Consider the following 14,870-nt stretch of genomic DNA (forward strand, 5'->3'; position numbering starts at 1 on the left):
GAAATCGTACTTTGACGCTATTCTTTTCCATCTTTATAAGAGTTTTAGAAAATAAAAAAAAACCTCATAAAGAGGTTTTTCTTTTATTTTGCATAATCAGTTGCTCGTGTCTCACGAATAACGACGACTTTGATATGTCCTGGATAATCCAGCTCATCTTCAATCTTACGACGAATATCGCGAACTAATCGAACAGAATCCAAATCGGAAATTTCTTCTGGTTTGACCATGACACGTACTTCACGTCCTGCTTGAACCGCAAAACTTGACTCTACGCCATCAAAACTATTTGAAATATTTTCTAAGTTTTGTAGACGACGAACATAGTTTTCTAATGATTCACTTCGAGCACCAGGTCTAGCAGCTGAAACGGCATCGGCAGCAGCAACTAAAACCGAAATAACTGAAGTTGCTTCAGTATCTCCATGATGAGAAGCAATCGCATTGATAACAACTGGATTTTCACGATACTTCGCTGCAAGTTCCGCACCGATCTCAACGTGAGAACCTTCGATTTCATGATCCAGTGCTTTACCAATATCATGCAATAACCCTGCACGTTGCGCTAATTGAACATCTTCGCCTAGCTCAGCAGCTAGGACACCTGTTAATTTAGCAACTTCTACGGAATGGTTCAATACATTTTGACCATAACTTGTGCGGAAATGTAAACGACCTAAGATCTTGATCAAATCTGGATGTAGCGTATGCGCACCAACTTCAAAAGCAGCTTGCTCGCCATATTCGCGAATTCGTTCATCCATTTCTTTACGAGATTTTTCGACCATCTCTTCAATTCGAGCCGGATGGATCCGACCATCTTGAATCAGTTTTTCCAATGTCATGCGGGCGATTTCTCGTCTAATTGGATCAAAACCAGATAAAACGACTGCTTCTGGTGTATCATCAATAATCAAATCAATCCCTGTCAATGTTTCTAACGTTCGAATATTTCGACCTTCACGACCAATGATACGACCTTTCATCTCATCATTAGGCAATGTAACGACTGACACAGTCGTCTCAGAAACAGCATCAGCCCCACAACGTTGAATCGCCATCGCTAAAAGATTTTTCGCTTTACGATCAGCTTCTTCCTTCGCACGTTGTTCAGATTCTTTGACCATAACAGTTAACTCATGGTTCAATTCCTCTTCTGTCGTCTTCATGATTATTTCTTTTGCTTCATCTTTAGTCAATGAAGCAACTTGTTCCAATTTTGTTTTTTGTTCTGTAATCAGTTGTTCTACATCTTTTTCTCGCTCGTCAATTAATTGTTGTCTAGCACTGATTTTTGTTTCTTTTTCTTCCAGTGAGTGCTCACGCTTCTCGAGAGAATCGTCTTTACGATCTAAAGTCTGTTCTCTTTGAAGCAAGCGATTTTCTTGTGATTTTAATTCTTGTTTGCTTTCTTTCAACTCACTTTCAACTTGTGCGCGATACTGCTGGTTTTCTTCTTTGGCTTCTAACAAAGCTTCTTTCTTCAAGGTCTCTGCTTCTTTGTTCGCATGTGCGATGATCCCTCTAGCTGAGTTTTGTGCTCCATCAATTTCTTTTTCATGACGTGATTTCGCGACCATTAAACCTAAACCAAGACCGACAATTAAACCGATGATAGCGAGGAGAATAGGAACTAACATTAAATCCACCTCCGTACTATCTTATTTACTTATCTGTAGTTTTTTGATAAACGAATGCTAAATTATCAATATGCCTACTTGCATATGTGTGTCTGCCACACAACTTTATTCTAATGTTTGTCTGATAGCGTGTCAACTTTATTTATCTTTTGTCAGGCTAAGAAATAAAGCGCTTAGCATTGTTGTGAAATATGACGAAAAAAGACGGTAATAACTGAGTGAATCCACTCGATTATTACCGTCTTTTTGTTTTTTATTCTTCAATCGGCAATTCTTCTTGGCCTACTTCTTCTACTTCTGGAAGTTCGTCACCAATACCGTAAGCTGCACGTACACGAGTGGCAACTTCAGCCATCATTTCAGGATGATCTGCTAAGTATTTCTTCGCATTTTCACGACCTTGTCCGATACGATCTTCTTTATAACCATACCAAGCACCACTTTTATCGATGATGTCTTGTTCAACAGCCATATCTAATAATTCGCCTTCTTGCGAGATACCCAGGCCATACATGATATCTACTTCTGCGACCTTGAATGGGGGCGCAACTTTATTTTTTACTACTTTGATTTTTGTACGGTTCCCTACGATATCCGTACCATTTTTCAATTGCTCTGCACGACGAACTTCTAAACGAACCGTCGCATAAAATTTCAATGCACGTCCACCAGGAGTTACTTCTGGATTACCGAACATAACACCGACCTTTTCCCGAATTTGGTTGATAAAGACTGCAATCGTCTTAGTCTTATTGATTGAACCAGATAGTTTACGCAATGCTTGTGACATCAAGCGAGCTTGCAACCCAACATGAGCATCACCCATTTCCCCATCGATTTCAGCACGTGGTACTAATGCCGCTACGGAGTCGATAACGATGATATCTACCGCACCACTAGAAACAAGCGCATCAGCGATTTCCAGCCCTTGTTCACCTGTATCTGGTTGTGACAATAGCAATTCATCAATATTAACACCTAAACGCTGTGCGTATTGAGGATCCAGCGCATGCTCAGCATCGATAAAGGCCGCTGTTCCGCCATGTTTTTGAACCTCTGCAATAGCGTGTAATGCCACCGTAGTTTTACCAGAACTTTCTGGCCCATAAACTTCGATGATCCGACCGCGGGGATATCCGCCTACACCTAATGCAACATCCAATGCTAACGAACCACTTGGGATCGTAGAAATTTGTTGGTCGACCTTTTCTCCTAATTTCATGATCGAACCTTTTCCGTAATTCTTTTCAATCTTCTTCATTGCAGCATCCAATGCTGCTTTACGATCATTAGCCAATAGCTGATCCTCCTAATTCTTATTGATGTATTCATCACAGTCTCAAGATGACAAGAAATAATTCTCAATGTATTTCCCATAGTTTATCTATCAAGACGTCCGTATTACAGGCGTCCAAATTCATGATAAACATCTCTATACTAAATATGTTTTCACATCATTAATGCTTTTTCAATAATCTCAGTTTATCGGGTTAGAAGTAAAAAAGCAAGTAAAAAACGAACAAACATTCGCATTTTTAGATTTTGTTTAGAATTGCTCGCCGAACCATGTCTAAGCCTTTCATCACTGAACTATGGCGGATATACGCACGGTCACGGCTGAAATGATTTTCGGTAACGATAGTTGCTTTTCCTTTTTGAGCCAGCGCAATAAATACCGTACCTTTAGCTTTCCCTTCTAATTCATCTGGACCAGCAACACCGGTGAAAGAGAGTGCAAAATCTGTTTTAGCCAAATCCAAAGCAGCTTCCGCCATTTCTTTGGCACAAGCTTCACTAACCACACCTTCATGTTCTAGTAGTTCAGGGTCGATTCCTAAGAAATTTGCTTTAGTTTCTTTAGAATAAGTCACAAAACCACCTGGAAACACTTCTGATACTCCTGAGATGTTTCCTAAAGTAGCTTGGAATTCACCGGCTGTCAGACTTTCTGCCGCTGTTAGATTGAGCTGATTTTCTTTTAGTAAATCTACTACGACTTCCGCCAAACTATTTTCTTCACCATAACCATAGAAAAAATCTCCGACTGTGGCTAAAATCTCTGACTCTGCTTGGTCTAATAATGCTTTTGCAGAAGTTTCGTCTGTTGTTTTCGCAGTGATTCGCAACGTTACTTCATTTGGTTTGGCATAAGGAGCAATTGTTGGATTTGTCTGATTCTCAATCAGGTCAGCTAAATCAGTTACTAATTTTGATTCTCCAATACCAAAGAACCGTAGAACTCTTGAAGTTAACTTTTCAATTGTTGGAAATTCTTTTTCTAATAACGGACGTGCTTGTTCAATAAACATAGGTTTTAATTCACTCGGTGGCCCTGGCAACAAAATATAATTATTTTTTTCTCCCTTATACAAGCAGCCAATTGCTAAACCAGTACGGTTAGGTAATGGAATCCCATCTTTCAATGTTTCTATTTGACGTAAATTATTGGGTGTCATCGTTGTTTGACGTTGCGCAAAAAATTCATTTAACGCTATTAATCCAGCTTCATTTTGTACTAATGGCACACCAACATGATCGGCTAAAACATTTTTAGTCAAATCATCATCTGTCGGTCCTAAACCACCGCATAAAATAATCAATTCACTACGTTGGTCTGCTAACTGAAGTAATTCTTCTAAACGTGCTGGATTATCTCCAACCACTGTATGGAAATAGACTTCGATTCCCATATCAGCTAATTTTTCTGATAAAAATGTGGCATTAGTATTTACCACTTGTCCTAATAATAATTCTGTGCCGACTGCAATAATTTCTGCTTTCATTGAATTCTCTTCTTTCTAAAGGTACGCTGTTTTTTTCAACTATAACAGAAAACCGTTGATTTAAGGAATGATTGACTGTCATATTTGTAAGTAATCGTCAAAATTTATTAGCTCAAAAACAAAAAAAGAACGATACTTTTCGTATCGTTCCAACTACTATTACATTGATCCTTTAAAAATCGAAGTATTTTTAGCAAAGTAATCATACCCTGAGTAAATAGTAAAGAATAAGCAAACATACAACATGATTTGATCCATCGGAATACCAACATAATTGAATGGTACATTATTCAAATAAAGCAAGACGATTCCGACCATTTGAGTAGCAGTTTTGATTTTCCCAGGCATTGCAGCAGCCATTACACCGCCACCCTGTTCTACGATCAATAAACGTAAACCAGTCACAGCTAGTTCACGACAAACGATGATCGCAATGACCCAAGAAGGTGCTTTTCCTTGTTCAACTAAAACAATAAATGCGGTCATAACCAACATTTTATCTGCTAATGGATCCGCAAATTTCCCGAAATTGGTTACTAAACCGCGGGCACGAGCGATTTTTCCATCTAAGTGGTCGGTATAGCTGGCAATCGCAAAAATAATCGCTCCGACTAGCTGCGTTATAGCTAAATTAGTATTTCCAGCTTGGATCGTTCCCCAATCCCAAGGTACTAAAACAACGATCATAAATAATGGAATCATAAAGATCCGTAAGACCGTCAATTTGTTTGGTAAGTTCATTGATGGTTCCCCCTATTTCTATTCCCTCGTCTTAAAGTTAAGACGCGTAAGCAATATTCAATGTAACATTTTTTTGTGTTGCAGAATCCGCTGGTTGAAAGTCTAGTGTTTGATCATTGACCTTCACTTCCCCATACTTTGCAATTCCTAAAGTGATGACTGCTTGAGCTGTATCTGCCGGTAATTCAGTGGTTTGTGATTCGTTTGCTTGTAACGTATATTGATAAATCAATGCATTATTGACCTGAACTCCGACCCACACACGCTCTTTTCCGGTAAATGTCAGTTTCAACGGTTTTTCCGCATGTTCGATTTTCATTGTTGCGGCACTTGTTGCATTATTTTCCATCGCAATCGACATTTTAGGTTTTTCTGGTTCTTTAGATGTTTCCGTCGTTGCTGCTGGTTGTGAAGATGACACTTTTGCAACTGAAGAAGATGAGACCGCCGAACGTTCCACTTGGACTGAACTATTCTCTGAAATCATTGCTGAAGACTGATGATCTAACCACGTCATATAACCAACTACCGAAATGATCGCTAGAGCGACCAATCCTAAGACAACCATTGGCAGCGTTGCTCTGAATTGAATTTTTTTAGGATCTTCTGCATGTTTATTTTTGCGTAGTTCCCCAACAGTTTCTAGTTCGGGGTAAGTTGGCTTCGGTTGATCTTTGCCATCCAATACATCGATCAAATGATTTCCATCAAGATTTACCTCGTCTGCGTATTGGCGAATAAACGTCCGCAAATAATAATCGCTCGGTAATTCTTGAAAGTCATTTTCTTCAATTGCCAGCAGATAACGTTTCTGAATTTTTGTACGCTGCTGCAATTCATCTAAACTGATTGTTTTATCGATACGAGCTTTACGCAACGTTTCTCCAATATTAATACTCGCCACTTGCTTCTCTACTCCCATTTCATTTAATGATCGTAATATCATTACGTCTATTTCTATTGTTTATTCAAACTATCAATTATTTTCCAATCAAAAATACCAGATTATTCTAACCAACCACCTGCTACAGGCAAGATGATTCCGGTCGTATAACTGGCTTGCGCTGAAAATAAATACGAACAAGCTGAAGCAATCTCTTCCGGAGCAGCTAAACGTCCCATCGGTATCTCGGCTTTCAATTCAGCTATTTCTTGATCAGTCCATGTATCGTTCATCTTCGTTTGGACAGCCCCCGGTGCAATTACATTTACTGTAATCCCCAATGTTGCCACTTCTTTTGCATAAGCCTTAGCAAAAGCTTCCTGACCACCCTTGACCGCACTATAGATAGTCTCCATACTGCTGCCACGGTGTCCGTAAACAGAACCGACAAAGACAACTCGACCCTTTTTACTTTGTGCTAATTTTGATTGTAACCCTTGCAATAAAAGCAACGGCGTCTTCAGATGGATCTGCCATAATGCATCCATCTGCTTGGTTGTTGTTTCTGGTAATAACTCATAGAATGTAAAACCAGAGGCAAAAACAATTCCATCTACTTGGAACAACTGGTCCAAAAAACTTGGAATAGTTGCTTCTTTTAACATGTCTAAGGATACCATAAAAAAATCTTGCTGGGGATAACGTTCCTGTAAGTCTGAAACGAAATTTAATACTTTTTGTTTTTGCTGATTATAATGGCAATACAATGACCATCCTTGATCTGCTAATTTTTCACAAATAGCCTGACCGATGTCCCCACTAGCTCCCAGCACTAATGCATAAGGCATTTTATGCCTCCTTCTCCATATAAAAACGTGTGAAGGCTTCTGCTTTGATCAACTGTTTGCCCGCAGCTAAAATATCATCCAATTGGATTTCCTGGATCACTTCTGGCATATCGAATAACGTCCATTCACCAAATAATGACTGCGTAAATTGATTGGCAACGTATTCCAATGAATTCAATGATTGGAAATACTTACCTAACATTTTTTTCTTTAACAAGACTAGATTTTGTTCATTGATTTCCGGATCTGTCTCAAAATTAAGTAAGATTTCAACCAAGCGATCTGCCAGTTTTTTAGGTTCCTCGGTGTCACCGCCAAAATCAGCAAAGTAAAATCCACGATCTAACGAAAAATCATAGCCAAAGCTATCATCCAATAATCCTGCATTATACAAACGCAGATAATTTTGTGACGTTGCACCTAACAACATTTGGAATAATAGGTCGGTTGAAAGCTTAAATACCAACCGATCTTTGTCTGCTTCAGGCAGCGCAGACACCCCTTTGATTCCTACGATAGCTTTTGGAATCGTGATTGGCATTTTAGCATCACTTTGTTTGATGATATCTGAAGTCAGCTCTTGTGGGAATCGACGTTTGATAGGTTCAGGTTTTACAAAATCTTTTTCTGCTTGATTTTTACGAATAAAGGTCATCAATTCTTCAGGTTCAAGTTTCCCCACTACGAACAATGTCATATTGCTTGGATGATAAAATGTATTGTAACAAGTATATAGATCTTCCGCTGTAATTTCTGCGATTGATTCCACTGTTCCTGCGATGTCGATATGTAATGGATGGTTCGGATACATATTCTTCAAAATCGCAAAAAATTGTTGCCAGCTAGGATCATCTTGGTACATTTGAATTTCTTGTCCGATAATTCCTTGTTCTTTTTGGACAGATTCTTGCGTAAAATAAGGTACTTGAACAAAATCTAGTAATGTTTCCAAATTCAATTCTAATTGATCAGTCGTTGAAAATAAGTAACTCGTTTTAGTAAAACTAGTAAATGCGTTGGCTGAAGCACCTTGCTCGCCAAATTTTTGGAAAACATCTCCATCTTCTTTTTCAAACATTTTATGTTCCAAGAAATGAGCAATCCCATCAGGGACTTTGATGAATTCACTCCCGCCTCGCGGTACAAATTCATTATCGATTGAACCATAATTTGTACTAAATAAGCCATAAGTTTTATGATAACCATCTTTAGGTAATAAATAGACAGTTAATCCGTTTGGCAAGACTTCTGTATATAATGTTTCATTGATTTGTTGATAGACTAACTTATCCATTTTGTTGACCTCCATCTAAAAAGAAGATTGCTTGTAATTGAATATTTTGTGCGACTTTTTGAACTTCTTCTGGAGTCACTGCAGCTAAGCGTGCTAACCACTCATCATCGGTCAATTCGCTTTGTGGCAACCATTGCACTAGATAGGTGGTCTCGATTGTATTTTGCATACTGTCTAACCCTAATAGATAATGATTTTTCAGCATAGCTTTTGTTTGTTGGAAAGCTAATTCCGTAAAATCTCCAGCTTGTAATTCTTGTAATTGTTCACGGATCAAACGCAGAACTTTTTCTCGATCTCCACTGTTAATCCCCGTTTGAACTTGCATATATCCTCGGAAAGTATCAAAAGAACTTGAAGCGTAATAAGCCAAACTAGCTTTTTCTCTTACATTCATAAACAGTTTTGAATGCGGGAAGCCCCCGAATAATCCGTTAAAGACCAGTAAAGCAAAGCGATCAGCATCCTCATAATAGATATCTGTTGCATATGCTAGGTTCAATTTCCCTTGTGTAACAGTTTCTTGGATTTGTTGTTCCCTAATTACATTATCGCTTGTTTGATGGTAATAAATAGATGGGAAACTAGTCTCACGATCAGTGAACGGCAGCTGCTTAAACAACGCAATAATTTGGTCTTCTTCTATATCGCCGATAACAAATAAATCGATTTGATCTTGTGTCAACATTTCTTGATAATACGCTGCTAAACTTTGGCTCGTTATTTGTTCAAGATCTGTTATAGTCCCAAAGCTTGGAAGTTGCTGCGCTTCATCCGTAAAATATGTTTCTTTGATTTTTAATGAGGCCAAAGTTTGTTTATCTTCATTCAGCGACTCAATATAACTTTTCAAATTTTCTTTTTCTAGTTGGAAAGTCTGCTCGTCAAAATGATCCGCTTGAATATTCGGATTAAAGATAACTTCTTGAAAGAACTCCACTGCTGCTGGCAATAGTGAGTCATCATCCACATATTTTCCATTCACAATCCCTAATCCTACATTCAGCCAGTGTAAGTTTCCCTTACGACCTACATTAAAACCAAAACTAGCACCATAAAGTTCTGCTAATTTCCCACTCAATTGACTTTGATCAGGATAGCTGGAAGAATTTGTTTCTAATAGATTTGCTAGTAAGGCTCGTTTAGTCATAACTTCTTTCGTTAAACGGGTCGTAAATCGTCCATAGATTTGAATCGTTTTATATTTTTTGGTCGGAATGATATGCAAACGCACACCGGTCTTTAATTCGATCATTGCAAAGCTCCTTATATGTATGTCTTTATCTTTTTTATGATCCTTATTCAAAAAGGATTTTTATCTTGCCATTAAGGCTAATTATAGCACAGGTAAGTAGTAAGAACTGGATTCAGAACTAAGCTCTAGGCTGTTTTATTTTAAAATTTATTCTTCTTTAGTTATACTAAAAAATAAGAACGGAAAGAGAGGAGTGACAAGATGATAAAAGAGTTCAAAGAGTTCTTGATGCGCGGTAATGTCATTGATCTTGCCGTTGGTGTAGTTATTGGTACTGCGTTTACTGCTATTGTTACAAATGTTGTTAATGGTTTGATCACACCGCTTGTCGGATTGATCGTTTCTTTATTTACAAATGGCAAAGACCTGAATGAGGCGATGTCTGTTTTAGACTGGACACCCGTCAAGGGGGTAACTTTTGCTTTTGGTGATGTAATCAGTGCATTGATCACATTCATCATTACAGGTTTCGTTTTATTCTTGATTGTTAAAGCCGCGAATAAAGCGAAAGATGCAACTAGTAAAACTGAAGAAGAACCAGAAGTCCCTGTGGCAACTGCTGAAGATTATTTAGCGGATATTCGCGATTTATTAGTTGAGCAAAACAAAGCAACTAAAGAAACATTCCCAAATGAAGAAAAATAAAAACCATGGAGCAGTTGCTCCATGGTTTTTAAATTGCTTCTGATAAAAATTCGATCTCTACTGTACGCGTTAATACATCAGAATAGCTGTATGAAACACGTTCGAAAGAATTCTCTTCTTGGTCCAAATCAACTACAAATACAGAAGGGTATGTCTCGGTCAAGATCCCTTTGCGTTGTGTTTGGCGCTTGCGTCCCGTTTGAGCTACAAGCATGATCGGAGTACCAATACGATCTTCCAAGTTTTTCTTGATAGTCGCTAAAGTTGTTGGCATACAGTTCACCTCAACATACATTATAGCACAAATATAAAATAATTTCAATGTATCATAAGATAAAACGAATTGCAACTATCGAATAATTTTCTTGGGGAATCCGTTTTCATTTATTTTTTTGATTGGTACAATAGTCTTTTCAACTTATTCTTCGAACGATTAATCGCATTACGAATGGCCTTTTCTGATTCATCTAAACAATCTGCGATATCTTCTGGTTCCCTGCCTTGCAAATAATAATGCAACGACAATGTCTCTAGAGTAGATAATCCTAAATTATCATTGGATAGTAATTCACAGATATACATGTTTTCTTCGATTTGTTCATGATATTGAAATTGCTCACTAAAACTATCGTGACCTACTTTTTCAATAGATACAGCTTGGTGCTGAGCTAGTCTCTTTTTCGCTTGTTGGCGGCGTAGCAAAGAACGGATGCGATTTTCAAAAACCATTTTGTAATACAAGCCAAATGTTGTGCCTCGACCTTCTTGATAGCTTTTCAGAGCATCATACAAGGCAATCCGTCCTTCTTGCAGCCAATCATCAAAATCATAATCACGGATCAAATAACGAGATTGCATCTTATAAACTACCGGCAAATACTTACTGAATATCGCTTCAAACTCATCATCAAAATTTTTTGAGTTCTCTGTTTTTTCCATTCAAAACACCCCTCTCAACAACTACAGCATACACGCTAATAGCTTTGAGAGGGGCGACAAAAAAGGACTTATTTTTTTTTGCTTAATTCGTCCATTTTTTGGGACAATTTTTGCAATTGATCATTATCCCATGGCGAATTTCGTCGAAAATTTTCAAATCGCGTATCTTCTGTATCCCCTGTAATCACGGCTTCCGTTTGTTGAACAGATTTGTATAATTCACGAGCAGAAGTTCGTAATGCGCCTTGAGAAAAAATTGTCCATTGTTCAGCGAGATCACTTGTAGCCACTGTTACTTGAGTCAAACGATCCGTCAACTCGCGAGCAATCCGCTCAATATAGCTGTCAGCTGTCTCATCTTCTTTGGTAAAAACAACTGTCAACTGATATTTTTTATAACTTTGAGTAATACCGGGAACAAATTGAGCATCAAAAACAATGATTGTTTCTAACCCTTGATATTTAGCATAATTTGATAAACGAAATAACAAAGCTTCCCTTGCTTCTTCTAACCGGTCTTGATTTTTTAGTAACGTGAGTTCAGGCCAAGCCCCGATCATATTGTATCCATCAACGATCAACAGCTGTTTTTTCATTACAACTCACTTCGCTTCCGAAAGACCTCATACATTAATAAACCTGCAGCTACTCCTGCATTTAGACTTTGAACATGCCCAGTCATCGGAATTGTCAACATTTCATCGACATCCTTTTTAAGACCAGCACTCATGCCTTTGCCTTCATTTCCGATAATTAAAGCGATTGGTCCAGAAACCTTCCATTGACGATAATCTGTCCCTTCCATATCTGTTCCAAATATCCAGTAACCAGCTTCTTTTAATTGTTTGATACTTTGAGCTAAGTTAGTTACTCGAGCGATCGGCACATACTCTACAGCACCAGTTGAGGCTTTCGTTACTACCGGTGTAATTCCTACCGAGCGATGTTTTGGGATAATCACACCAGAAACACCACTAGCATCTGCTGTTCGTAAAATAGAACCAAAGTTATGTGGATCTTCTAAACTATCTAAAATCAATAAAAATGGCGCTTCAACTTCAGCGGTCTTTACTAATAGATCGTCTAATGTTAGATATTCATAGGGCGTAATTCCTAGAACGATTCCTTGATGAACCCCACCATCACTTAGTGTATCCAATTTTTGTTTTGGTACCCATTTTACAGGAACTGCTTGTTCTTTAGCTAAACTTTTTAATTGATCGATTTTGTCTCCGTGTGCATCTTCTTGTAAAAATAATTTATTTCCTCGACCTGCTTGTAAAGCTTCCACTGTTGCATGATGACCAAAGACAAAATTATTTTCTTCTGATTCGATTACTTCTACTTCTTCTTTTTTACGACGCTCTTTCGGTCGATCGTTTTTTCTTTGGTTGCGACGATCATTTCCACGCCACTGTTTTTTATCTTTCATTTGTTTCGCCTGCTTTCTTTAAACACCACACGATCAATTCTTCTAATCGTTCTTTTCGTTCTAGTAGATGTAAGTATCCCATCAAAGCCTCAAAGCCTGTCGACATCCGATAAGTCATGATATCGGTATTTTTAGCCGACGTATAACTCTTAGCATTACGGCCCCGTCGATAGATCCCTTGTTCTTCTTCTGTTAGCATATCACCTTCCAACATTTTTTGGATCAGCATTGCTTGCGCCTTAGCTGAAACATAATGCGTGGCCATATGATGTAACTTATTAGGACGTGTTTGTCCTTCACGTACGAGATGGTCTCGGACATATGTTTCATAGATTGCATCGCCAACATAGGCCAATGCTAATGCATTTAATTGTTTATAATCTGTCATTATGCTCGTCTCCAACGGACACCTTGTGGAGTGTCTTCTAATATAATTCCCTGCTCTTTCAATTGATCTCGAATCTCATCGCTACGGGCAAAATTTTTATCTTTTCTCGCTTGATTACGTTCCTCGATCAATTGATCCACTTCTTCATCCAACAAACCTGCTACTTGAAATTCGATCCCAAATACAGTTAGCATTTTAGTAAATTCAGTGACTGCTTCGGTTAGAACCTCTGTAGAAACTTGCGTTTGTTCATTATAATGATTCAGCCATTTTGCTACTTCGTACACGACAGTAATTCCGTTCGCTGCATTAAAATCATCATCCATCTCTTCAATAAAACGATCTTTCAACTCACGTAATTCGATCAATTTTTCTGCATCATTCGCTAAACTTGCTTCCGCATTCGATTGACGGAAAAGGGCATTCTCAAATGCCGTCCGTAATTTCTGAAGATTTGCTTGTGCATCTTTCATCGTTGCTCCACTATAACGGATCGGGCGACGATACTGGGTCGTTGCCATAAAGAAACGTAAAATTTGTGGATCAATTTCTTTGACTAAATCGTGGACTGTAACAAAATTCCCTAGTGATTTACTCATTTTCACATCATCTTCACCGATCGTTACATAGCCATTATGCATCCAATAATTAGCAAAATGTTTCCCTGTTTTGGCTTCGCTTTGAGCAATTTCGTTTTCATGATGCGGGAACTCCAAATCTTGACCGCCACCATGGATATCAATGGTCTCTCCTAAATGTTTCGTTGCCATCACAGAACATTCAATATGCCATCCTGGTCGACCGGCACCCCATGGAGATTCCCATGAAATTTCTTCGGGTTTCGCACTTTTCCAAAGGGCAAAATCTAACGGGTCTTCTTTGATCGCTTGTTCTGCACCTGTTCGTTGACTAGCACCGACCTCTAGCTCATCAACTGATTGATCGCTCAATTCACCATAATGCTCAAATTTCCGTGTCCGATAATAGACATCGCCTTGTGCTTCATAAGCAAATCCTTTATCTACCAATACTTGAATAAATTCAATGATATCAGGAATATGATCCATAACACGTGGATATAAAGTCGCTGGTTTTACATTTAATGCAGCAGTATCTTCTTCAAATGCTGCAATAAAACGATCGGCGACTTCAGGTGCCGTGACCGATAATTCTTTTGCCGCCTTAATGATTTTGTCATCGACATCGGTAAAATTCGATACATAATTAACTTCATAGCCACGATATTCAAAATACCGGCGAATCACATCAAATGCGATAGAACTACGAGCGTTCCCAATATGGATATAATTGTAAACAGTTGGACCACAAACATACATCCGAACTTTATTTTCTTCAATTGGAGTAAAAATTTCTTTTTCACGCGTCAAGGTATTGTGTATTTTAATCATGTTGGACCTTCTTTCCTTTTAATTTAACTATTTGCGCTGGAACACCTACAGCTGTAGTATCTGCTGGAATATCATTCAAAACGACTGCACCTGCGCCAATTTTGGCTCGTGCGCCGATTTCGATCGGACCTAAAATTTGTACATTTGCTGAAATAAAAGCACCTTGCCGAACAGTTGGATGGCGTTTGCCAGTATCTTTTCCTGTACCGCCTAGGGTGACTCCATGAAACATTACAACATCTCGTTCGATCTCTGCTGTCTCTCCGATCACGACACCCATGCCATGATCAATAAAGACTCCCGGAGCAATCGTGGCTCCAGGATGAATCTCGATACCTGTCAAAAATCGCCAAAATTGGGAGTGCATCCGTGCAAGTACATATCGTTCGTGTCGATAAAGAAAGTGTGAAATCCGATGAAAAAATAACGCATGAACTCCCGGATAGGTCAATACTACTTCGATACCTGAACGAACTGCTGGATCATTACGTTTTGCAGCGGTGATCGCTTCTCGCCACCATCCCATTCTCTCAACTCCTTCTATGTGGTCAATACAATTTTATTGGTACTATATTTATGATTGATTTCCTGAAACATTTCTATGTAAGCATAA

At 38.5% G+C, this 14,870-nt stretch carries 16 protein-coding genes; 1 reads left to right on the top strand and 15 read right to left on the bottom strand.

The window, feature by feature from the left end:
- Positions 1 to 83: 83 nt before the first annotated feature.
- The 8 genes from rny to yfmF all read right to left on the bottom strand — a co-directional run bounded on the left by rny (position 84) and on the right by yfmF (position 9,444).
- Positions 84 to 1,640: a ribonuclease Y gene (gene rny / locus ACKTSC_RS02495; RefSeq protein WP_332579861.1), complete on the bottom strand. Its 1,557-nt coding sequence runs from the start codon at positions 1,638 to 1,640 to the stop codon at positions 84 to 86.
- Between the two features lie 253 nt (positions 1,641 to 1,893).
- Complete coding sequence (gene recA, locus ACKTSC_RS02500) at positions 1,894 to 2,937, bottom strand: recombinase RecA (protein ID WP_332579862.1); 1,044 nt, start codon at positions 2,935 to 2,937, stop codon at positions 1,894 to 1,896.
- Positions 2,938 to 3,175: 238 nt separating this feature from the next.
- Entirely contained in the window at positions 3,176 to 4,423 is a 1,248-nt protein-coding gene (locus tag ACKTSC_RS02505) for a competence/damage-inducible protein A (RefSeq protein ID WP_407856731.1), read from the bottom strand.
- Positions 4,424 to 4,582: 159 nt separating this feature from the next.
- Positions 4,583 to 5,164 (bottom strand): CDP-diacylglycerol--glycerol-3-phosphate 3-phosphatidyltransferase, encoded by a 582-nt coding sequence (pgsA, locus tag ACKTSC_RS02510; protein WP_332579864.1) that lies wholly within the window; start codon positions 5,162 to 5,164, stop codon positions 4,583 to 4,585.
- 37 nt (positions 5,165 to 5,201) lie between these two features.
- The gene (locus ACKTSC_RS02515; protein ID WP_332653715.1) at positions 5,202 to 6,110 is read right to left on the bottom strand and encodes a RodZ domain-containing protein; all 909 of its coding nucleotides are present in this window, start codon (positions 6,108 to 6,110) and stop codon (positions 5,202 to 5,204) included.
- Positions 6,111 to 6,169: 59 nt separating this feature from the next.
- Positions 6,170 to 6,895, bottom strand: a complete 726-nt coding sequence (gene ymfI / locus ACKTSC_RS02520) for an elongation factor P 5-aminopentanone reductase (RefSeq protein WP_407856732.1) — start codon at positions 6,893 to 6,895, stop codon at positions 6,170 to 6,172.
- Position 6,896: 1 nt separating this feature from the next.
- Positions 6,897 to 8,189 carry an EF-P 5-aminopentanol modification-associated protein YfmH gene (gene yfmH, locus ACKTSC_RS02525; protein WP_407856733.1) on the bottom strand — a complete coding sequence of 431 codons (1,293 nt, stop codon included), beginning with the start codon at positions 8,187 to 8,189 and terminating at the stop codon, positions 6,897 to 6,899.
- Positions 8,182 to 9,444, bottom strand: a complete 1,263-nt coding sequence (gene yfmF / locus ACKTSC_RS02530; RefSeq protein WP_407856734.1) for an EF-P 5-aminopentanol modification-associated protein YfmF — start codon at positions 9,442 to 9,444, stop codon at positions 8,182 to 8,184. The genes yfmH and yfmF overlap by 8 nt, the downstream gene beginning before the upstream one ends.
- A 201-nt stretch (positions 9,445 to 9,645) precedes the next feature.
- On the opposite strand from yfmF, the gene mscL reads away from it, so the two are divergent.
- The gene (gene mscL, locus ACKTSC_RS02535; protein WP_332579869.1) at positions 9,646 to 10,089 is read left to right on the top strand and encodes a large conductance mechanosensitive channel protein MscL; all 444 of its coding nucleotides are present in this window, start codon (positions 9,646 to 9,648) and stop codon (positions 10,087 to 10,089) included.
- Between the two features lie 28 nt (positions 10,090 to 10,117).
- Here the strand turns inward: mscL and ACKTSC_RS02540 are convergent, their stop codons facing one another.
- The 7 genes from ACKTSC_RS02540 to epsC form a co-directional block, all read right to left on the bottom strand.
- Positions 10,118 to 10,363, bottom strand: coding sequence for a Veg family protein (locus tag ACKTSC_RS02540; RefSeq protein ID WP_332579870.1), 246 nt, complete (start codon positions 10,361 to 10,363; stop codon positions 10,118 to 10,120).
- Positions 10,364 to 10,473: 110 nt separating this feature from the next.
- Positions 10,474 to 11,028 (bottom strand): sigma-70 family RNA polymerase sigma factor, encoded by a 555-nt coding sequence (locus ACKTSC_RS02545; protein ID WP_407856735.1) that lies wholly within the window; start codon positions 11,026 to 11,028, stop codon positions 10,474 to 10,476.
- A 68-nt stretch (positions 11,029 to 11,096) separates the two neighbouring features.
- The gene (locus ACKTSC_RS02550; protein WP_332579872.1) at positions 11,097 to 11,624 is read right to left on the bottom strand and encodes an NYN domain-containing protein; all 528 of its coding nucleotides are present in this window, start codon (positions 11,622 to 11,624) and stop codon (positions 11,097 to 11,099) included.
- On the bottom strand, positions 11,624 to 12,460 hold the full coding sequence (gene rlmB / locus ACKTSC_RS02555) for a 23S rRNA (guanosine(2251)-2'-O)-methyltransferase RlmB (RefSeq protein WP_407855101.1): 837 nt from the start codon (positions 12,458 to 12,460) through the stop codon (positions 11,624 to 11,626). The genes ACKTSC_RS02550 and rlmB overlap by 1 nt, the downstream gene beginning before the upstream one ends.
- Positions 12,450 to 12,848 carry a Mini-ribonuclease 3 gene (locus tag ACKTSC_RS02560; RefSeq protein ID WP_332579874.1) on the bottom strand — a complete coding sequence of 133 codons (399 nt, stop codon included), beginning with the start codon at positions 12,846 to 12,848 and terminating at the stop codon, positions 12,450 to 12,452. Before ACKTSC_RS02560 ends, rlmB begins: the two co-directional genes overlap by 11 nt.
- Positions 12,848 to 14,257, bottom strand: coding sequence for a cysteine--tRNA ligase (cysS, locus tag ACKTSC_RS02565; RefSeq protein WP_332579875.1), 1,410 nt, complete (start codon positions 14,255 to 14,257; stop codon positions 12,848 to 12,850). Before cysS ends, ACKTSC_RS02560 begins: the two co-directional genes overlap by 1 nt.
- Positions 14,250 to 14,783, bottom strand: a complete 534-nt coding sequence (epsC, locus tag ACKTSC_RS02570; protein ID WP_332579876.1) for a serine O-acetyltransferase EpsC — start codon at positions 14,781 to 14,783, stop codon at positions 14,250 to 14,252. The genes cysS and epsC overlap by 8 nt, the downstream gene beginning before the upstream one ends.
- Between the last annotated feature and the right edge of the window lie 87 nt (positions 14,784 to 14,870).

The organism is Enterococcus hailinensis (genome assembly GCF_045862035.1).
Lineage (GTDB): Bacteria > Bacillota > Bacilli > Lactobacillales > Enterococcaceae > Enterococcus_A > Enterococcus_A hailinensis.